The sequence below is a fragment of the Streptomyces sp. ICC1 genome, assembly GCF_003287935.1.
Lineage (GTDB): Bacteria > Actinomycetota > Actinomycetes > Streptomycetales > Streptomycetaceae > Streptomyces > Streptomyces tritrimontium.
Map to the genome: position 1 here is coordinate 4,840,809 of NZ_CP030287.1, position 17,495 is coordinate 4,858,303.

The 17,495-nt window shown below is 71.4% G+C and carries 17 protein-coding genes and 2 pseudogenes; 9 read left to right on the plus strand and 10 right to left on the minus strand.

Annotation, left to right across the window (positions count from 1 at the left end; translation table 11 throughout):
• Window positions 1–169 precede the first annotated feature (169 nt).
• The 3 genes from DRB96_RS22835 (at window position 170) to DRB96_RS22845 (ending at window position 1,428) form a co-directional block, all read left to right on the plus strand.
• Window positions 170–643, plus strand: coding sequence for an ATP-binding protein (locus DRB96_RS22835; protein WP_112453650.1), 474 nt, complete (start codon window positions 170–172; stop codon window positions 641–643).
• Window positions 644–867: 224 nt separating this feature from the next.
• Complete coding sequence (locus tag DRB96_RS46325; RefSeq protein WP_343234563.1) at window positions 868–1,005, plus strand: hypothetical protein; 138 nt, start codon at window positions 868–870, stop codon at window positions 1,003–1,005.
• A 123-nt stretch (window positions 1,006–1,128) separates the two neighbouring features.
• Window positions 1,129–1,428: a transaldolase family protein gene (locus tag DRB96_RS22845; protein WP_112450135.1), complete on the plus strand. Its 300-nt coding sequence runs from the start codon at window positions 1,129–1,131 to the stop codon at window positions 1,426–1,428.
• A 435-nt stretch (window positions 1,429–1,863) separates the two neighbouring features.
• Here the strand turns inward: DRB96_RS22845 and DRB96_RS44845 are convergent.
• Together DRB96_RS44845 and DRB96_RS22860 are read right to left on the minus strand one after the other, a co-directional pair.
• Window positions 1,864–2,332: pseudogene (locus DRB96_RS44845) on the minus strand (NAD(P)/FAD-dependent oxidoreductase); the annotation flags it as partial.
• A 207-nt stretch (window positions 2,333–2,539) separates the two neighbouring features.
• Complete coding sequence (locus tag DRB96_RS22860) at window positions 2,540–3,679, minus strand: PucR family transcriptional regulator (RefSeq protein WP_112450136.1); 1,140 nt, start codon at window positions 3,677–3,679, stop codon at window positions 2,540–2,542.
• A gap of 86 nt (window positions 3,680–3,765) precedes the next feature.
• Here DRB96_RS22860 and DRB96_RS22865 point away from each other — a divergent pair, with 86 nt between their 5' ends.
• The 3 genes from DRB96_RS22865 (at window position 3,766) to DRB96_RS22875 (ending at window position 6,426) form a co-directional block, all read left to right on the plus strand.
• Window positions 3,766–4,821: a ferredoxin reductase gene (locus DRB96_RS22865; RefSeq protein WP_112450137.1), complete on the plus strand. Its 1,056-nt coding sequence runs from the start codon at window positions 3,766–3,768 to the stop codon at window positions 4,819–4,821.
• 7 nt (window positions 4,822–4,828) lie between these two features.
• On the plus strand, window positions 4,829–5,947 hold the full coding sequence (locus DRB96_RS22870; RefSeq protein WP_112450138.1) for an acyl-CoA desaturase: 1,119 nt from the start codon (window positions 4,829–4,831) through the stop codon (window positions 5,945–5,947).
• Window positions 5,948–6,186: 239 nt separating this feature from the next.
• Window positions 6,187–6,426: a hypothetical protein gene (locus DRB96_RS22875; RefSeq protein ID WP_112450139.1), complete on the plus strand. Its 240-nt coding sequence runs from the start codon at window positions 6,187–6,189 to the stop codon at window positions 6,424–6,426.
• On the opposite strand, the pseudogene DRB96_RS22880 reads toward DRB96_RS22875, so the two are convergent.
• From DRB96_RS22880 to DRB96_RS45985, 5 genes and pseudogenes are all read right to left on the minus strand, one after another.
• A pseudogene (locus DRB96_RS22880) lies at window positions 6,369–6,953 on the minus strand (TOBE domain-containing protein); the annotation flags it as partial. The gene DRB96_RS22875 and the pseudogene DRB96_RS22880 overlap by 58 nt on opposite strands.
• A gap of 180 nt (window positions 6,954–7,133) precedes the next feature.
• Window positions 7,134–8,576 (minus strand): GH1 family beta-glucosidase, encoded by a 1,443-nt coding sequence (locus DRB96_RS22885; protein ID WP_112450141.1) that lies wholly within the window; start codon window positions 8,574–8,576, stop codon window positions 7,134–7,136.
• 97 nt (window positions 8,577–8,673) lie between these two features.
• Window positions 8,674–9,552: a carbohydrate ABC transporter permease gene (locus DRB96_RS22890; RefSeq protein WP_112450142.1), complete on the minus strand. Its 879-nt coding sequence runs from the start codon at window positions 9,550–9,552 to the stop codon at window positions 8,674–8,676.
• Window positions 9,553–9,556: 4 nt separating this feature from the next.
• Window positions 9,557–10,606, minus strand: coding sequence for a sugar ABC transporter permease (locus DRB96_RS22895; RefSeq protein ID WP_112450143.1), 1,050 nt, complete (start codon window positions 10,604–10,606; stop codon window positions 9,557–9,559).
• Window positions 10,607–10,697: 91 nt separating this feature from the next.
• Window positions 10,698–10,823 (minus strand): hypothetical protein, encoded by a 126-nt coding sequence (locus tag DRB96_RS45985; protein ID WP_275432011.1) that lies wholly within the window; start codon window positions 10,821–10,823, stop codon window positions 10,698–10,700.
• A gap of 45 nt (window positions 10,824–10,868) precedes the next feature.
• Between DRB96_RS45985 and DRB96_RS22900 the strand changes: the two genes are divergently transcribed.
• Window positions 10,869–12,368 carry a von Willebrand factor type A domain-containing protein gene (locus tag DRB96_RS22900; RefSeq protein WP_239517754.1) on the plus strand — a complete coding sequence of 500 codons (1,500 nt, stop codon included), beginning with the start codon at window positions 10,869–10,871 and terminating at the stop codon, window positions 12,366–12,368.
• A gap of 33 nt (window positions 12,369–12,401) precedes the next feature.
• Here the strand turns inward: DRB96_RS22900 and DRB96_RS22905 are convergent, their stop codons facing one another.
• Complete coding sequence (locus tag DRB96_RS22905) at window positions 12,402–13,490, minus strand: sialidase family protein (protein WP_112450145.1); 1,089 nt, start codon at window positions 13,488–13,490, stop codon at window positions 12,402–12,404.
• A gap of 237 nt (window positions 13,491–13,727) precedes the next feature.
• Between DRB96_RS22905 and DRB96_RS22910 the strand changes: the two genes are divergently transcribed.
• The gene (locus DRB96_RS22910) at window positions 13,728–14,837 is read left to right on the plus strand and encodes an NADH:flavin oxidoreductase/NADH oxidase (protein WP_112450146.1); all 1,110 of its coding nucleotides are present in this window, start codon (window positions 13,728–13,730) and stop codon (window positions 14,835–14,837) included.
• Window positions 14,838–14,980: 143 nt separating this feature from the next.
• A complete protein-coding gene (locus tag DRB96_RS22915) occupies window positions 14,981–15,328 on the plus strand; it encodes a helix-turn-helix domain-containing protein (RefSeq protein WP_112450147.1) in 348 nt (115 codons plus the stop codon).
• On the opposite strand, the gene DRB96_RS22920 is transcribed toward DRB96_RS22915, so the two are convergent.
• Together DRB96_RS22920 and DRB96_RS22925 are read right to left on the minus strand one after the other, a co-directional pair.
• Window positions 15,325–16,701 (minus strand): FAD-dependent oxidoreductase, encoded by a 1,377-nt coding sequence (locus DRB96_RS22920; RefSeq protein WP_112450148.1) that lies wholly within the window; start codon window positions 16,699–16,701, stop codon window positions 15,325–15,327. The genes DRB96_RS22915 and DRB96_RS22920 overlap by 4 nt on opposite strands.
• Before the next feature lie 53 nt (window positions 16,702–16,754).
• Complete coding sequence (locus tag DRB96_RS22925; RefSeq protein ID WP_204357797.1) at window positions 16,755–17,420, minus strand: DUF305 domain-containing protein; 666 nt, start codon at window positions 17,418–17,420, stop codon at window positions 16,755–16,757.
• Between the last annotated feature and the right edge of the window lie 75 nt (window positions 17,421–17,495).

Sequence of the window (17,495 nt, forward strand, 5' to 3'; positions counted from 1 at the left end):
GGCCCTGCTGGAGTGCATGCGAGGGTGTATCTCAGATGGCTGTGCCCGGTAGCTTCGCTCGCAGAGAAGGCGAGGTCAGATCGTCATCTTTTACCCCTGTGTACCAGCAGCGTTCGGGGGTATCAGCGTGCAAGCAGAGGTGTGGCGTGTGTGAAGGAGGGTGGCGGTGATGGGCTCCTTGGTGCCCCTGGACGAGTGTGCGTCGCTGGTCAGCCTTCCGATTGTGTCTGCCCTGGCCCTGGACGGCTGTGAACCGATCGCAGGGGCCCGGCGTTCTGCCCGAGATTTCATGACCGCCGTGCAGGCTGTTCATGGACTTCCGGTGTCCGAGCGTGCGATGAGCATGGTGGAACTGGTCGTCAGCGAGCTGGTAACCAATTCCTACAAATACGCCCCCGGGCCGTGTCTGCTGGAACTGGAAGTCGTCAACGGCGCGGTGGAGATCAGCGTGTGGGATACCGGCGATCGGCTCCCCGTGGCGAGCCCGGCTGATCCGGGACGGGTTGGGCAGCACGGCCTGGAGATCGCGATGGCGGTGTGCCGCAGCTTCGAGGTACGGCGCGAGTCCGTGGGTAAGCGCGTGAAGGTTGCAGTGGCGCTGGCCGACGATCCCGGCGGCAACCCGGCCGGCCGGATGTCGTGATCATGCTGGTCAGGTCTCTTGCCCGGTAAGTGGGACGCGGTGTCATCAGAGTGATGACGGCCCAGACGGAGTACGCACGATCCCCTCGTGTCCTCGGCGCGGCTTTCGTGCAGCTGGCAGATCATCACTGCCACTGCGCTGGCCCTCGCCGGTGCCGGTCTCACCGCGCCCGCACATGCCGACCCCGTCTCCGACCTCGGCAGCGCGGTCAGCGCCGTGAACAAATGGAACTTCACGGCCGCGCCGCCGTATGCCCGCAGGAAGTCGCCGTGGTGCCCGTTCTCGGCGACCGGGTCGGCGACCACGCGGACAACTGCTCCAACGGCAACGGCAACGGCAACGTCATCGGCCACGCGAGATAGCGCGGCGCCCGGCCGAGCGCCCGCCCGGCATCGCGCGACGGCTTCGAACGGCGGCATGTCACCGGCGTGCGCTGAGCCCGGTGGCCGGGTACCTGGGGCTGGGGGAGCAGGCTCCTCCAGCGCATGCAGCGCCCGTTGTGGGCGTCCTCCGGAGTCAAGGACCCCGCCTACCCCGACACGATGTATGTCAGTGAACTCGTCGTCGCGGGCACCGTGAACACCATGCCGGGCGCCACGCTGGCCGCGTTCGCCGACCACGGCGCCCTTCCCGGGCCCCCGCCGGTGGCGGACGACTTCGCGGCCGCGGCCGCCCACTTCGAAGCACTGGAACGGGCCGGCGTCGACTTCGCCGACGTCACCGACACCCTGGACCGCGAAGGACCGGCCAAGTTCGAGGGCAGCTGGAAGGAGCTCGGAGCATAGGTGGAGCGCGAGATGCACTCCGAAGGCGTCCGAGTCGGCGAGGCAAGCCGGCGCACACTGGTCTCGTCCCACCACGGAGTGCCGGGTTCCCCGAGGGCGACCTTCGCCGTGTGCACGCGGCGCCCGGCCTCGCGTTCTCCCTGTTCGTCGTGCGCCCGCAGGGCGGCCCCGACGGCACGCCGGGCCGCCATCAGGTGCGTACGCAACCGCGCGGCGATATCGGCGGGAACGTCCGGGTCGGTGGCCCGCCAGCGCCTGCCGTCGAGGACGACGTAGCGTCCGTCCGAGGTGTGTTCCGGCGGAGAGCTTCCGGCATTAGGCGCGCCCGCCGTGACATGGGTACTCGCGGTCTTCGCAGAGCCGGGTGGAGGGGTGTCGTCGTGGCTCTTGCGCGCACAGTTCTGGCATGCGATCGGTTCCTTACGGTGGAGGCAGGGAGGCCATCTGGCCGAGGAGGGCAAACGGCTCGTCGGGCACGTGTCCCATGGCGAGCTGGGAAGCGAAGCGGGTGAGACCGTTCACGCCGTCGGCCACGTGGACGGTTCCCGCCCCAGCCCCCGCCGCGGCCGGGGGCTGGGGCGGGGGCGGGCCCGGTCAGGGCCCAGTCGACCTTGAAGGTCGCGAAGTCCCACTGGAAGCGTTGCAGGTCCCGTGCGAGGCGGGAGGGGAGATGCTCTTCGCCGACGAGGTCGCGGTACAGCGCCGGCGCCGACGTGTCGGCGGGTACGGCCCGGCGCGCGTCGACGGTTTCTCCGCCTGCTGTCCTGACCCCGACCGCGGTGCCGCCCCGTACGACGACGGACGCGACATGTTCCCCGTGGCGCAGGACGCCTCCGCGGCGCCGCAGGCGGCTCACGACTGCATGGGTCAGGGCGCCGGCACCGCCCATGGGAACGGGGAAGCCGGCTCTGGGCGAGCATCGACATCACACCGCGCGAGGGATGATGGGGATGGAATGACGGAACGTGAGGTCAGGAGCTTCCTCACTCCGCGTCCTCACGGGTAGGTGAGCCCGCTTCGCCATGGCTGCATGAGCCAGCTGACGGCACCGGGAACGAGGCACGTTTCCTGGACTGCTCGCGGACGCGGGTGTGGACGGTCGAAGTGCGCGTCAGCTGACCCGAAGACCGACCGCCAGCGTCAGTTCAAGGACCCGCTGTGGCGATGCGAGATCCGGGAACAGCTCCCGCAGCTGCGACATCCGGTACCGGACTGTCTGGGGATGGACGAACAACGCCGCCGCCACCTCGTCCCGCCTGCCCTGGTGCAGCAGCCACGCCCGCAACGTCTCCTCCAGCCGCCGTGCGGTCGCGACGGGCAAGGTCCGCAACGGTGCGAGGGCTCGGGCACGCAGGTCTGCGAACGCGTCCGCGTCAGCGCTCAGCACCAGCTCGGGCAGGTGGTCCTCGGTGTCGCGAACATCAGAGGAGAGGGAGCGCGCGCGTAGGGCTCGTGCGTACGAGGCCGACGCACGAGTCCATGGCCGGGCCGGGCCGACCACGGCGGTGCGGCCGGTTAGCTGCCGCAGGAGATGTGATCGGTCGGCATCGGGGACGAGCAGCACACCGGTGACGTCCGGCAGATCATCGAGGACGAGGGTGCTCGGGTCGAGGGCGCGGTAGGCGGGCCGGGCCTGGGCGGCGGGCAGCAGGACCGCGGTCAGGGAAACCGGAGGCTGCCACCCGGCCCGTTGAGCAGAGGCGAGCAGCACGTCCGTGCTCGCGTCGGCGAGGAGATCGCGGGCCAGGTGTTCCAGGTGGCGCTCGTGGGCCCTGCCCCGGGCGGCCAGTTCGTCGGCGTGGCCCGCGGCGCTCGCGGCGGAGAGCTCGTCGATGTAGGCGAAGGTCAGCTCGGCGAACTTGGCGACCTCGGCGGCGGGCAGACCTGCGGGTACGGCACCCGCTGCCAGGCATCGCCAGGCCACGCGGGCGCCGACGCGGTAGGCGCTGAGTAGGGCGTCCATCGAACGGCCGTCGCGCACCTCGCCGCGGCCCAGCTCGTAGGCTGCGTCACCGGCGTCGCCGCCTGTGGCGTTCCCGCTCGCGAGGTCCAGGTAGTGCCCCAGGGCGGTGCGGACGGATCGGCGGATGGTGGCGCCCATGCGGCCCGAAAGGGCGTTGGCGTAGGGATGGACCTCGTCGATGATCGCCTGGACGACCTCGTCGGCCGTGGTCTTCAGCGCGGCCCGAAGTGCGGTGACCGTCGTCTCATCCAGGGTCAGTTCGCTGGCCCTCCGGATTGCATGGCTCACGTTTTGTTCCCTGCGAACAGTTCAGTCGACCAGATTTACGTCCTGCGGTCAGGACTTTACCCCTTGAGGCGCAGCAAGCTGGAGTCATGACGAGTACAGCCCTCCGCAGCAGGGCGTGGAAACTGCTGGACATGGTCACGACGCCGCTGCTGCCGTCGGACTACCTCGACCTGGTCAGCCCGCTGCGTGCGGGCGCTGACCTGCGTGGGCGCATCGAGGCCGTGCACCCCGAGACTGGGGACGCCGCGACCATCGTGATCAGGCCGGGCCGGGGCTGGCGCGGCCACACAGCCGGTCAGTACGTGCGGATCGGGGTCGACGTCGACGGGGTGCGCCTGTGGCGTGCCTACTCCATCACCTCGCCGACAAACCGCCAGGACGGCCGCGTCACGATCACCGTGAAGGCGATCCCGGACGGCAAGGTCAGCAACCACCTGGTCCGCAGGGCGAAACCGGGCACGCTGATCCAGCTCGACCAGCCGACCGGTGACTTCGTGCTGCCGCAGGCCAAGCCCGCCAAGGTGCTCTACCTGACGGCCGGCAGCGGCATCACGCCCGTGATGGGCATGCTGCGCGACATCGAGCTCGACGACGTCGTCATGGTCCACTCCGCGCCACAGCCGCAAGACGTGATCTTCCGCAACGAACTGCACCACCTGGTCGCGGACAACAAGCTGCGGCTCACCGAGGTGCACACCGACACAGACGGCATGCTCGACATCGCCCGTCTCGACGAACTCGTGCCCGACTGGGCCGAGCGCGAGACCTGGGCTTGCGGGCCCGCGGGCCTGCTCGACGCCGCCGAACAGCACTGGACCGAGCACGGCGTACAAGAGCGCCTGCACACCGAACGCTTCCGCCCCAGCATCGTCGTCGCCGGCGACGGCGGCGAGGTCACGTTCAGCGCCACCGGCAAGACCGTCGACGCGGACGGCGCAACGCCGTTGCTGGACGTCGGCGAGGAGGCCGGCGTGCTCATGCCCTCCGGGTGCCGCATGGGCATCTGCTTCGGCTGCGTCACGCCGCTCAAGTCGGGCGCCGTCCGCGACCTGCGCACCGGCGAGATCACCGAGGCCGAGCCGGGCGTCCTCATCCAGACCTGCGTGTCCGCCGCGGCGGGCCCCTGCGACATCGAACGGTAGGAGCACCTTGACCGCCATCGACCCCACCGCCCACCTGACCGCGGAGCAGATCGAGGAGCTTGGCCGCGAGCTGGACGCGATCCGCGACGAGGTGATCGCCAGCCGCGGCGAGAAGGACGCCGCCTACATCCGTAAGGTCATCTCGGCGCAGCGCAAGCTCGAGCTGGTCAGCAGGGGCGTGCTGCTGTTCTCGATCTTCCCGCCCGCGTGGCTGCTCGGCACCGCCGGTCTGTCCGTGGCGAAGATCATGGACAACATGGAGATCGGCCACAACATCCTGCACGGCCAGTGGGACTGGATGCGGGACCCGAAGATCCACTCCACCACCTGGGAGTGGGATCACGTCTCGCCGTCCGAGCAGTGGAAGCACTCGCACAACGAGCTGCACCACACCTACACCAACGTGATCGGCAAGGACAACGACCTCGGCTACGGCATCATGCGCGTCGACGAGGACCAGAGGTGGCACCCGTTCCACCTCGGCCAGCCGCTGTGGAACTTCATCAACGCCTGCTTCTTCGAGTACGGCATCGCAGCGTACGACCTGGAGCTCGCCAAGAACCTGCACAAGCGCCGCCGCAAGAACCCGGAGTTCCGCGCGCGGGCCAAGGCCGTGGGCCGCAAGATCCGCAAGCAGGTGCTCAAGGACTACGTGATCCACCCGCTGCTGTCGGGCCCGTCGTTCCTCACCACGCTCGCCGCCACGTTCACCGCGAACCTGGTCCGCAACCTCTGGACCCACTCGGTGATCATGTGCGGGCACTTCCCCGAGGGCGTGCAGGTCTTCGAGCGCCGGTCGATCAAGGGCGAGACGCGCGGCCAGTGGTACCTGCGCCAGATGCTTGGCTCGGCGAACATCAGCGGCAGCAGGGCCATGCACTTCATGACCGGCAACCTGTCGCACCAGATCGAGCACCACCTGTTCCCGGACCTGCCGAGCAACCGGTACGCCGAGGTCGCGGTGAAGGTGCGCGCGCTGTTCGAAAAGTACGAGCTCGAGTACGTCACCGGGCCGCTGCCCAAGCAGGTGTTCTCCGCGTGGCACAAGGTCTTCCGGCTCTCGCTGCCGAACAAGAAGCCCAAGGTCAAGACGCCGGACCGCGAGCAGGAGCTCGTCGCGGCCTGATCCCCGGTACTGGTCGAACCGCAGCCGGCCCGATCCGGGCGGTGCGCACCGTGAACGGGGCCTTGCTCTCGAAGTCGGTGAACGCCAGGTCGAGCAGCTCAGGGTCGCTGCCGGCCTGCCCGTCAGGGGTGATCTGGTTGATCACCACCGGCAGCTGCTCGGCCACATAACCGACGAGCGTTCCACTGTAGGTCCCGGTCCTCTCCGCTACCTCAGCGAGCGTGTCCCGGCCAAGGACCGTGACGACCTCCTGGGGCGCGAGCGGCGCGTTGGCATCCGTGCCGATCCAGGACTGGGCCTGCCAGGCACGCGTGGTGGTGGACCTGGACCCCGAGATCGTGCTCGGGGTGACCTTCGTGGGGCCGGGCGTGGTCGAGCTGGTGCACGCGGCGACCGTCGCGGTCGCGGCGCAGGGACCGGACTACCTCTCCAGGGAGGGAAGCTCGTCAGGTGCCGGACAGATTCGCCGTCCGGCGTGATCGAAGACGTAGAGCTGAGCCAGGTCGACCAGCAGCGGAATCCGTGCCCCGACCCGCACCCGGACATGCGGTCCTGTGCGCACGACGAGATCGCTGCGCACCGCGCCCCGCCGTGCCGGACCGACGGTCGCCTCTGCATCCGGGGCGGCTTCTGCTAGGTCCTCCAGGACCGCTACCGGACCGGACAGCCGTTCCATGGCACGGTTCCTGAGCCGTCTGAGGCAGCTCTGCTGCTGCTTGTGGCCGCGCCGGGGAGCGGTCGGCTGCCGGGGTGCTTCCAGCTCCGTCACCACGGCGGGGCTGGAGCCGGTGTCCACGTGGACCAGTGCCTCGTGCCCCTGGTACTCGACGTGCTCGACGATGCCCGTCATCGCCGCCTCGCCGGGCCGCGCCTGGCTCGGCGGGGCGATCCTGACGGCCTCCGACCGCAGCCCGACGATGATCGGACGCCCCTGCTGGATCCGGAGCAACTGGTGGTCGGTGCTGAGGGGTTGGGAGAGGGTGAGCCGGTGGCGCCCCAGATCGATCCACTCTCTTGCTGACATCGCGCAACTCGATGGTTCGACCCACGACGATCCAACTGCGGTCCGGGCAACGCGGTGTACGCCGGTGTCGACCCGAAGCACGGGCCGCCACCGGCGTACACGGAAGCGATGGTCCCGCCCCCGTTTGCCGGAGGAGGGCGCTGAAGGTTCCGCGGGTAGGGGCTAGGCGTTGTCAGGAGCGTGTAGCTCGCCCGTCCGTGCCACCGCTGCGTACCAGTGGGCGCTCGACTTGGGCGTGCGCTTCAGGGTGTCGTAGTCGACGTGGACTGCGCCGAACCGTTTGGCGTAGCCGTACGACCACTCGAAGTTGTCGAGCAGCGACCAGAGGAAGTAGCCGCGCACGCCCACCCCGTCGGTGATCGCCCGGTGCACGGCCTCGAGGTGTGCGTGGACGTACGCTGCCCGTTCCGGGTCGTGGACCGTCCCGTCCGGTCCGACCTCGTCTTCGTACGCCGCTCCGTTCTCGCTGATGACCAGCGGCAGACCGGGATAGCGAGCGGCGGTCCGGGTCAACAGGTCGTACAGCGCGCTCGCGTCCACCGGCCAGCCCATCGCGGTGCGTTCACCCGGAGCACGGTGGAAGGCGACCTCGTCCGCGCCGGGCCAGGGCGAGTGCTCGCTGTTGCCGTGCCCGTCGTCCTGCGGCCGCTCCGCACCCTTCGCCACGTGCGAGACGACCGTCGGCGTGTAGTAGTTGACGGCGAGCAGGTCCAGGGGCTGGTGGATCGTGGCGGTGTCGCCGTCCTGGACGAAGGACCAGTCGGTGAGGTGGGCGGTGTCCGCGAGGAGGTCTTGGGGATAGGCGCCTTCGAGCATGGGGCCGAGCCAGATTCGGTTGCCGGCGGCGTCGATGCGCCGGGCCGCGTCCTGGTCTTCGGCCGAGGGCGTCAGGGGGCGGACCTCGTGGAGGTTGAGGGAGACCGCGAGCTGGGCGTCCCCGGGCAGTGCGGCGCGCAGGGCCTGGACGGCGAGACCGTGGCCGAGGTTGAGGTGGTGGGCGGCGCGCAGGGCGGCGACCGGGTCGGTCCGGCCGGGGGCGTGGACGCCGGAGGCGTAGCCGAGGAACGCGCTGCACCAGGGTTCGTTGAGGGTGATCCAGCGTTTCACCCGGTCTCCGAGGGCGTCGGCCACGAAGCCCGCGTATTCAGCGAAGCGCTCGGCGGTGGCGCGCTCCGGCCAGCCTCCGGAGTCCTCCAGGTGCTGGGGGAGGTCCCAGTGGTAGAGGGTCAGGGCGGGTTCGATGCCGGCGGCGAGCAGTTCGTCGACGAGCCGGCGGTAGAAGTCCAGGCCCTTCTGGACCGCCGGGCCGCGTCCGGTCGGCTGAACGCGGGACCAGGAGACGGAGAAGCGATAGGCGCCCAGGCCGAGTTCGGACATCAGGCGGACGTCTTCGGAGAAGCGGTGGTAGTGGTCGACGGCCACGTCGCCGGTATGGCCTTCGAAGACCTTGCCGGGGGTGTGCGAGAAGGTGTCCCAGATGGACGGGGTCCGGCCGTCCTGGCGGGCGGCGCCCTCGATCTGGTAGGCGGCGGTGGCCGTGCCCCACAGGAAGTCGGACGGGAAGGTGCGGACGGTGGTGAGTGGCCGGGTCTCGGACGCGGTCATAGGAGAGCGCTCCCAACGCAAGCTTGGATGGTGCGGTGCGGACAGGGGAAAGGAGCCGGCCGGTTCGTGAGCGGCCGGTCAGGACTGGACCGGGCGGTCAGTTCTTGACGGCGCCGGCGGTGATGCCGCCCACGATGTGCTTGCCGAGGACGGCGAAGACCAGGAGCAGCGGCAGCGTGGAGATGAGCGCGCCGGTGAGCACGACGGCCTGGTCGACGGTGTGGTTTCCCGCGCCGAGGCCGGCCAGGGCGACCTGGAGGGTCGGATTCCCGTCCGGGGTCAGGGCGATGAAGGGCCAGAAGAAGTCGTTCCAGGCCTGGACGAAGACGAGCATCCCGAGGACCGCCATCGCGGGCCGGGCGACGGGGAACACCACGTGCCAGATGATGCGCAGGCTGTGCGCGCCGTCCATCCGGGCTGCCTCCACGAGCTCCACCGGGAGGGCTTCGATGAGGTATTGGCGCATGAAGAACACGCCGAAGGCCGCGACGAGCGAGGGCAGGACCACCGACTGGAGCTGGTCGACCCAGCCGAGGTCGGTGATGATCTGGTATAGCGGGATCACGCTGAGCTGCGGCGGAATCGTCATGGTGGCGACCACGAGGGCGAGCAGGGCGCCGCGGCCCTTGAAGGGCAGCTTGGCGAAGGCGAACCCGGCCAGGGTGGAGAACAGGACGGTGGACAGGGCCACGAGCCCGGCCACGACCGTCGTGTTGACCAGTGCCTCGCCCATGTCGACCTGGTTCCAGGCGAAGGAGAGGTTGTCGAGGAGCCGGGGGCCGGGCAGGAGCGGGGCGGGGGCCTCGACCACGCGCTCGCCCGAGTGGGAAGCGGCGACGAGGTTCCAATACAGCGGGAAAAGGGAAATCAAGGCGGCCAGGCCCAGCAGGACGTAGGTCAGCGGTCCCGCGTGGTGCTGACGGCCCGGCGACTGGCGGAACCGCCCGGCCGTCGTCGTGTCGAGTGTGCGGGCCATGAGCTCAGCTCCCCGGCTTCTTGCGCTTGCGGTGCGAACGGGTGATCAGCATCTGGAGGCCGCCGATCAGCAGGAGGAGCAGGAGCATGACCCAGGCGATGGCGGACGCTTGGCCCAGCGCGCCCGTCACCCAGCCCTTCTCGTACATCAGCAGGCTCAGCGTCTGGAACTGGTTCCCGCTGCCGCCGCTGATGCCGACACTGCCGCCGAAGAGCATGGGCTCGCCGAAGAGCTGGGTGGCACCGATGGTGGAGACGACGATCGTGAAGAGGATCGTCGGCCGGATGGACGGGATGGTGACGCTGAGGAACTGGCGCCAGCGCGAGGCCCCGTCCAGCGCGGCGGCCTCGTAGAGGTCCTGGGGCACGGCCTGCATGGCCGCCAGGTAGATGAGCGCGTTGTAGCCCGTCCAGCGCCAGGTGACGATCACCGAGATCGCGATCTGTGCGGGCCACTTGGAGGACTCCCAGGAGACCGGGTCGAAGCCCGCCCAGCCCAGCACCGTGTTGATCAGGCCGTAGTCGGTGTTGAACAGCTGGGCGAAGACGAGCGTCGCCGCCGCGATCGAGGTGGCGTACGGGGCGAGGACCGCGACCCGGAAGAACGCCCGGCCGCGCAAGGTGTAGTTGAGCAGGTGCGCGAGGCCGAGGGCAATCAGCAGCTGGGGAACGGTGGAGATCACGCCGATGGTGAGGGTGTTGGCGAGGGCGTTCCAGAAGAACTCGCTGGTCGCCAGGGAGGTGTAGTTCTCCAGGCCCTTCCACTGCGCGCTGCCGCCGAGTTCGACGCGGTGAAGCGACAGCCAGCCCGTGTAGACCAGGGGGAAGAGCCCGAAGGCCGCGAAGGTGAGGAAGAAGGGGGCGATGAAGGCGTAGGGGGCCGCCTTCAGGTCCAGGCGGTAGAGCGTGCTGCGCCGGCCGCTGCGGCCGGCGGACCGCCGCTTGCCGGAGCCGGAGCCGGAGCCGGAGACCGGGACGGGGCTGGCGTCGGGGTCCGGGTTCTGTGCTGCGGGCGGCGGGGAGCCGCCACCCGTCGCCCGTACGGAGGTGGCCACGGGGGCGTCCTTCCAGGTCGATGCGTGCGGTGGTGCGGACGGGCACGGCCCGCCGCCGCTCGTGGGCGGCGGCGGGACGCGCGCGGCCCCGCTACTGGTCGATCTTGTCGTCGACCAGCTTCTTGACGTTGTCCCAGGCCTTCGCCGGGTCGGTGCCGCGCTGCTCGATGTCGAGGATGCCGTTGTCGGTGAGGAAGGTCTTCACCTGGCCGTCCATACCAGAAGGCCACATGCAGCACCGATGACGTTGAGGGGAGACGGAATGAAGCACCATGGGGGCGGCAGGAGAAGGTACGGCAGGCTGATCGCCGCCCGGGGGGGGCAGGGCGGCGAGGCCCGGCCGGGGCCCGCCGCCCCTTCCGCCGGAGGGGGCTACACGGAGGGCGAGAGCGACGGGAGGCTCTCCACCGCACCGCCCGCCGACTACCTCTCCACCTTCGCGCTCGACGTGGACACGGCCAGCTACGGGTACGCCCGGCGCACCCTCGCCGACGGCGAACTGCCCGACCCCGCCACCGTGCGGCCCGAGGAGTTCGTCAACAGCTTCCGGCAGCACTACCGGGAGCCCGCCGGGGACGGCTTCTCGGTCACGGTCGACGGAGCCCGTACCTCCGACCCCGACTGGGCGCTGGTCCGCGTCGGACTCGCCACCCGCTCCGCGAACCAGGGGGCGGACACCGGGGGCGGCGAGGCCGGGCGGCCGCCCGCGGCCCTCACCTTCGTCGTGGACGTCTCCGGCTCCATGGCCGAGCCCGGCCGGCTCGACCTCGTCCGCAGCTCCATGAACCTGATGACCGAGCGGCTGCGCGGAGACGACTCGGTCGCCGTCGTCACCTTCAGCGGCAAGGCCCGGACCCGGCTGCCGATGACCCGCGTCGAAGGCAACCGCGAGCGGATCCACGAGGTCGTCGACGCGCTGACCACCGCCGATTCCACCAACGTGGAGGCCGGCGTCACCCGCGGGTACGACGTCGCGGTCAAGGCGGTGCGGCCCGGCGCCACCAACCGGGTCGTCCTGCTCTCCGACGCCCTGGCCAACACCGGCGCCACCTCCGCCGACGCCATCTTGAAGCGGATCTCCTCGGCCCGCACGGAGCACGGGATCACCCTGTTCGGCGTGGGCGTGGGAAGCGAGTACAACGACGCCTTCATGGAGCGGCTCGCCGACCGAGGCGACGGCCACACCGCCGACGTCTCCGACGTCGAGGGCGCGCGCAAGGTCTTCTGCGACGATCTCCCGGCACAGGTGCAGCTGCGGGCGCGCGACGCCAAGGCGCAGGTCGCCTTCGACCCGCAGGCCGTCGAGCGGTTCCGGCTGATCGGCTACGACAACCGCCGCGTCGCCGACGAGGACTTCCGCGACGACAGCGTGGACGGCGGCGAGGTCGGCTCCGGGCACACCGTGACCGCCCTGTACGCGGTGCGGCTGCGCCCCGGCGCGGCCGGGCACCTGGCGACGGCGACGGTGCGCTGGCTGGACCCGCGCACCCGGGTGGCGCACGAGGAGTCCGGCCGGGTGGAAGCGGCGGCGCTGTGGCGCGACCTGTGGACCGAGGCGCCGCCGCGCCTCCAGGTCACCGCGGTGGCCGCCTACTTCGCCTCCGCGCTGCGCGAACGGGACGGCGGCTGGGAGCGGCTGCCGGGTGCGCTGCCGCTGGGCACCCTGGCCGGGCACGCGGACCGGGTGGCCGGACGCACCGAGGACCCCGACGTGCGCCGGCTGGCGCAGGCCGTGAGCCAGGCCGGCCGCCTCACCGGCTGACGGCCGGACCTGGCTCGGACCGGCTCGGACCGGCTAGTCCAGCACGGCGGCCCGTACGCACAGGACGTCGGGGAGGTGCTCGGCCAACAGCTGCCAGCTGTCCCCGTCGTCCTGGCTGGCATACAGCTCGCCGTTGCGGTTGCCGAAGTAGATCCCGGCCGGGTCCGCGTCGTCCGTGCAGAGCGCGTCGCGCAGCACCGTTCCGTAGTGGTCGCCGGCCGGGAGCCCCTTCGTCAGGGGCTCCCAGGAGGCGCCCGCGTCCCGGGTCCGGAAGACCCGGCAGCGGTGCTCCGCCGGGACCCGGTCGGAGTCGGCGTTGAGCGGGAAGACGTAGGCGGTGTCCGGCCGGTGCGGGTGGGCGGCCACCGCGAAGCCGAAGTCCGAGGGCAGCCCGGCGCCGATGTCGGTCCAGCGGCCCCCGGCGTCGTCGCTGCGGTAGACGCCCCAGTGGTTCTGCAGGTACAGCCGGTCCGTGTTCCCGGGGTCCTGGGCGATCTTGTGCACGCACTGCCCGAACTCGGGATGCGGATCGGGCAGGAAGACCGCCGAGACCCCGTCGTTGGACGGGGCCCAGCTCGCCCCGCCGTCCGTGGTGCGGAACACGCCGGCCGTGGAGACTGCGACGGTGACCAGATCCGCGTCGCGCGGGTCCGTGACCACGGTGTGCAGGCCCTCGCCGCCGCCGCCCGGCACCCACTTGTCCCGGGTCGGGTGCTCCCACAGCGGCCGGACCAGCTCGAAGGAATCGCCGCCGTCGGCCGAGCGGAACAGGGCGGCCGGCTCGGTCCCCGCGTAGACCACGCCCGGGGCCTCGGGGCCGGCCGGATGCAGCTGCCAGACCCGCTCCAGGGAGGCGCCGGTGTCCTGGGGGAACTTCACGGCGGCTGCGGCGGGCTCCCGCCAGGTCGCGCCCAGGTCGTCGGAACTGAAGACGGAGGGGCCCCAGTGCGCGCTGTCCCCGCCGACCAGGAGGCGGGGCGCCGCACCGCGCCGGTCGATGGCGACGGCGGAGACCGCCTGGGCGTTGAAATGCGGCTCGCCGAACTCCCAGGTGCCGCCGGAGCTCCGGCGGCCGATGAAGAGCCCCTTGCGGGTTCCCGCGAGCAATACCACGTCGGTCATGGCCGACACCTCCGGACGTCGTTGTCCTGCACGGCAGCCTTTGGGCCAGTCTGCACCCGGCCACTGACAGCGGCCGGTCGCCGCGCGCGGGGCGGGTCCAGTCGTACGGCCACTCTCGTACTACGGCAGGTCTCGTACTACGGCAAGTCTCGTACTACGAGAGATTTCGTAGTACGGTGAATCTCGTACTTAGCCGCCGATCCCCGGTGCGCGTCCGGTCACCTCTGGAGAGCCCTCATGAGTGCTGCCCCCGTTGCCCCCGCTGCCTTCGCCGCCCTGTTCCAGCCGTGGACCATCCGCTCGGTCACCATCCCGAACCGCGTGTGGATGGCCCCGATGTGCCAGTACAGCGCCGAGGCCTTCGGGCCGGAGGCCGGAGTGGCCCACGACTGGCACTTCGCGCACTACGCGGCCCGCGCCACCGGCGGCACGGGCCTGATCGTCCAGGAGGCCACGGCCGTCTCCCCGGAGGGGCGGATCTCGCCGTACGACCTCGGGATCTGGAACGACACCCAGGTCGAGGCCCTGCGCCGGATCACCTCCTTCCTCAAGGCCAGCGGTACGGTCCCGGGCATCCAGCTCGCCCACGCCGGCCGCAAGGCCTCCACCGACCGCACCTGGAAGGGCGGGCGCCCCGTCGGCCCCGACGCCCACGGCTGGCAGCCCAGCGCCCCGAGCGCCGTGCCCTTCGCCGAGGGCCACCCGGTCCCGCACGCGCTGACGGACGGGGAGATCCGGGAGGTCGTGGAGCAGTTCGCGGCCGCCGCCCGGCGCTCGCTCGCCGCCGGCTACCAGGTCGTCGAGATCCACGGCGCCCACGGATACCTGATCGGCCAGTTCCTCTCCCCGCACAGCAACAAGCGCACCGACGCGTACGGCGGCTCCTTCGAGAACCGCACCCGTCTCGCCCTCGAAGTCGTCGACGCCGTACGCGCGGTGTGGCCCGAGGAACTGCCGCTGTTCTTCCGGATCTCCGCCACCGACTGGCTGGAGGAGGACGGCTGGACCGCGGACGAGACCGTCCGGCTGGCCGCGCTGCTCCGGGAGCACGGCGTGGACCTGCTCGACGTCTCCACCGGGGGCCTCGCCCCGGGCGGGACGATCCCCGTCGGCCCCGGCTACCAGGTGCCCTTCGCGGCCCGGGTCAAGGCCGAGACCGCCCTCCCGGTCGCCGCGGTGGGCCTGATCACCGAACCGGAGCAGGCCGAGAAGATCCTGGCCAACGGCGAGGCCGACGCCGTCCTGCTGGGCCGGGAGCTGCTGCGCGACCCGTTCTGGGCCCGCCGTGCGGCCGCCGAGCTCGGCGCGGAGGCCCGTACGCCCGACCAGTACCACCGCTCCTGGTGAACCGGTGCGGCGCGGGCACCGGCCCCCCGCGCCGCATTCCCACCGGATCGCCTCCGGATCCCCTCCGGATCGCCTCCGGTCCTACGACGGTTCTCGTACGATGGGCCTCGACCCAGGATCACCCGAGCGAGTGGAGTACGGACATGACGGTACGTGACGCGGCCCGTGTCCTCGCCCACCCCGAGGCCGCCGAGATCCGGCTCGAAGGCGTCCTGCACGCCCTCTCCGACCCGGTCAGGCTGTCCATCGTCCGCGACCTCGCGGCCACGGACGCCGAGCTGGCCTGCTCGTACTTCGATCTCCCGGTCACCAAGTCCACGACCACGCACCACTTCCGGGTCCTGCGCGAGAGCGGTGTCGTGCGCCAGTGCTACCGCGGCACCGCCAAACTCAACGGACTGCGCCGCACCGAGCTGGCGGAGCTGTTCCCCGGACTCCTCGACAGCGTCCTCACCGCGGCCGCCGCCGAAGAGGCGCGCGACCGGGTCTAGGCCGTCTCTTTCGGGGTGGGGTCCGCCCGGTCCGCGGCCGACAGCAGGCCCGGCCAGTCCGGGATCTTGACGGAGCGGCGGCCGAGGGAGCGCCCGAGGTCGGCCTCCGCCGTCTCGATGGCCAGCCACCCCGGCCACGCGACCGGCCGCAGCCCCGCCGCCCGCATCGCGTCCAGGGGGTCCCCGTCCCGTACGCGGCGGGCCAGCGCCCCCGCGTCCTGGAGCAGGGAGGACGCCGTCTCCTTCGCGCAGGGCCGGTTCGTGCCGATCACCCCGGTCGGGCCGCGCTTGATCCAGCCCGCCACGTACTCGCCGAGCGAGGCGCGGCCGGCCCGTAGCACCCGGCCCGCCGCGTGCGGGACCGTACCGGTGCGCTCGGCGAAGGGCAGGCCGGGCAGCGGGACGCCCTGGTAGCCCACCGAGCGCAGCACCAGCTGCGCCGGGACGTCCTCGAAGACGCCCGTCCCGGTGACCCCGCCCCGGCCGTCGGGAACCGTCCGCTCGAAGCGCATCCCGGTGACCCGGCCCTGCTCGCCGCCGAGCACCTCCACCGGGCGCAGGAAGAACCGCAGCGCGATGCGGCGCCCGCCGCCGTCCGCCGGGGCCGCCGCCCAGCCGCGCAGCGCCTCCACGTTGCGCCGGTTCGCCGCGGGCAGGGCCGCGCCCGGGTCCGCGTACGCCGGGTCCAGGGCCATCTCCACCGGGTCCACGCGCACGTCCACGCCCGGCAGCGTGCCGAGCTCGCGCAGCTCCTTCGTGGTGAACTTCCCCTGCGAGGGCCCGCGTCGGGCCACCATGTGGACCTCGCGCACCGCGCTCTCCCCGAGCGTGGCCAGCGCCGGCTGCGGCATGTCGGTGGGCGACAGCTCCGGTACGCCCCGGGCCAGGATCCGCGTCACGTCGACCGCGACGTTCCCCGCCCCGACCACGACCGCCGAATCCACCCCGGACAGTCCGAAGGCCTCGGCCGCCGCGTCCGGATGCCCGCTGTACCAGGCCACGAAGGCCGTGGCGGAGTGCACGCCGGGCAGGTCCTCGCCGGGGATGCCGAGCAGCCGGTCCCGGGCGGCGCCCACGCAGTAGACCACCGCGTGGTACAGCTCGAGGAGCCTGCCGGTGGACAGTTCGGGCCCGCCGACCTCGACGTTCCCGAGGAAGCGGATCCGCTCGTCCTCCAGCACCGTCCGCAGGCTGCCCTGCAGCGATTTGATCTTCTCGTGGTCGGGGGCCACCCCGTACCGCACGAGCCCGTAGGGGGCGGGCAGCCGGTCGAGCACATCGACCCGCACCCCCGGGACCTCGCGCTGCTGTACGAGTGCCTGAGCGGCGTAGACCCCGCTGGGGCCCGATCCGACGACGGCGATACGAAGCACGGCGGAGCTCCTCCCGCAGGTGTTCCCCAGCATGACACCGGGTGCCCGGGCCGTCAGCCCATCGAGCGCATCCGGTGGATCTCGGTGCTCTGAACGGCCACCACCTCGGTGGCCATCTCCTCGACGGCGACGTTGTTGCCCGAGGCCAGCGCCTCGCCGGCCATCTTCAGCGCGCCCTCGTGGTGGGCGGTCATCAGGGTGAGGAAGAGCCGGTCGAAGTCGGCCCCGGTCGCCGCGGTCAGCTCCGCCAGCTGCTGCTCGGTGGCCATGCCGGGCATGGCCGCGTGGTCGTGGCCGTCCGCCCCGGTGGCGGGCGAGGGATGCAGGGCCGCCCACTTCTCCATCGCCCCGATCTCGGGCTGCTGCGCGGCCGTGATCCGCTCGGCGAGCCGTTTGACCCCGTCGGCCGAGGCCCGGGACGGGGCGAGGGCACTCATGGCCAGGGCCTGCCTGTGGTGCTCGGTCATGCGCCGCACGTAGGCTCGGTCCACCGCGTTGGGACTGTCGTCGGGCAGCTCCCGGGCCGCCTGCTCCGGGGAGATCGTGCGCGCCTTCTCGCCGGGCTTGCCGGGGGCGATCACCCCCGCCTCGCCCTGCGCCGCCGCGTCCGCCCCGGCCGCCGCCCCGGCGGAGTCGCGGCAGCCGGTGAGCGGGAGCAGGAGTCCGACGGCCAGGGCCGCTCCGACGATTCGCCCGAGTAACACTTTCGCCATGTCCATGCAAAGGACCATACTGCCGGGGTCCGCGTTCCGTTCCCACCACGGGCGGAACCGACCGGACTCATGGGAGGGCAC

Bases quoted from the DNA above. Each gene is read 5' to 3' on its own strand.
- DRB96_RS45985 (WP_275432011.1), bottom strand. From the start codon at position 10,823: ATGGACGGCCAGGTGAAGACCTTCCTCACCGACAACGGCATCCTCGAC.
- DRB96_RS22915 (WP_112450147.1), top strand. From the start codon at position 14,981: ATGACGGTACGTGACGCGGCCCGTGTCCTCGCCCACCCCGAGGCCGCC.
- DRB96_RS22905 (WP_112450145.1), bottom strand. From the start codon at position 13,490: ATGACCGACGTGGTATTGCTCGCGGGAACCCGCAAGGGGCTCTTCATC.
- DRB96_RS22845 (WP_112450135.1), top strand. From the start codon at position 1,129: ATGCAGCGCCCGTTGTGGGCGTCCTCCGGAGTCAAGGACCCCGCCTAC.
- DRB96_RS22900 (WP_239517754.1), top strand. From the start codon at position 10,869: ATGAAGCACCATGGGGGCGGCAGGAGAAGGTACGGCAGGCTGATCGCC.
- DRB96_RS22910 (WP_112450146.1), top strand. From the start codon at position 13,728: ATGAGTGCTGCCCCCGTTGCCCCCGCTGCCTTCGCCGCCCTGTTCCAG.
- DRB96_RS22835 (WP_112453650.1), top strand. From the start codon at position 170: ATGGGCTCCTTGGTGCCCCTGGACGAGTGTGCGTCGCTGGTCAGCCTT.
- DRB96_RS22865 (WP_112450137.1), top strand. From the start codon at position 3,766: ATGACGAGTACAGCCCTCCGCAGCAGGGCGTGGAAACTGCTGGACATG.
- DRB96_RS22885 (WP_112450141.1), bottom strand. From the start codon at position 8,576: ATGACCGCGTCCGAGACCCGGCCACTCACCACCGTCCGCACCTTCCCG.
- DRB96_RS46325 (WP_343234563.1), top strand. From the start codon at position 868: ATGGAACTTCACGGCCGCGCCGCCGTATGCCCGCAGGAAGTCGCCGTG.
- DRB96_RS22925 (WP_204357797.1), bottom strand. From the start codon at position 17,420: ATGGACATGGCGAAAGTGTTACTCGGGCGAATCGTCGGAGCGGCCCTG.
- DRB96_RS22890 (WP_112450142.1), bottom strand. From the start codon at position 9,552: ATGGCCCGCACACTCGACACGACGACGGCCGGGCGGTTCCGCCAGTCG.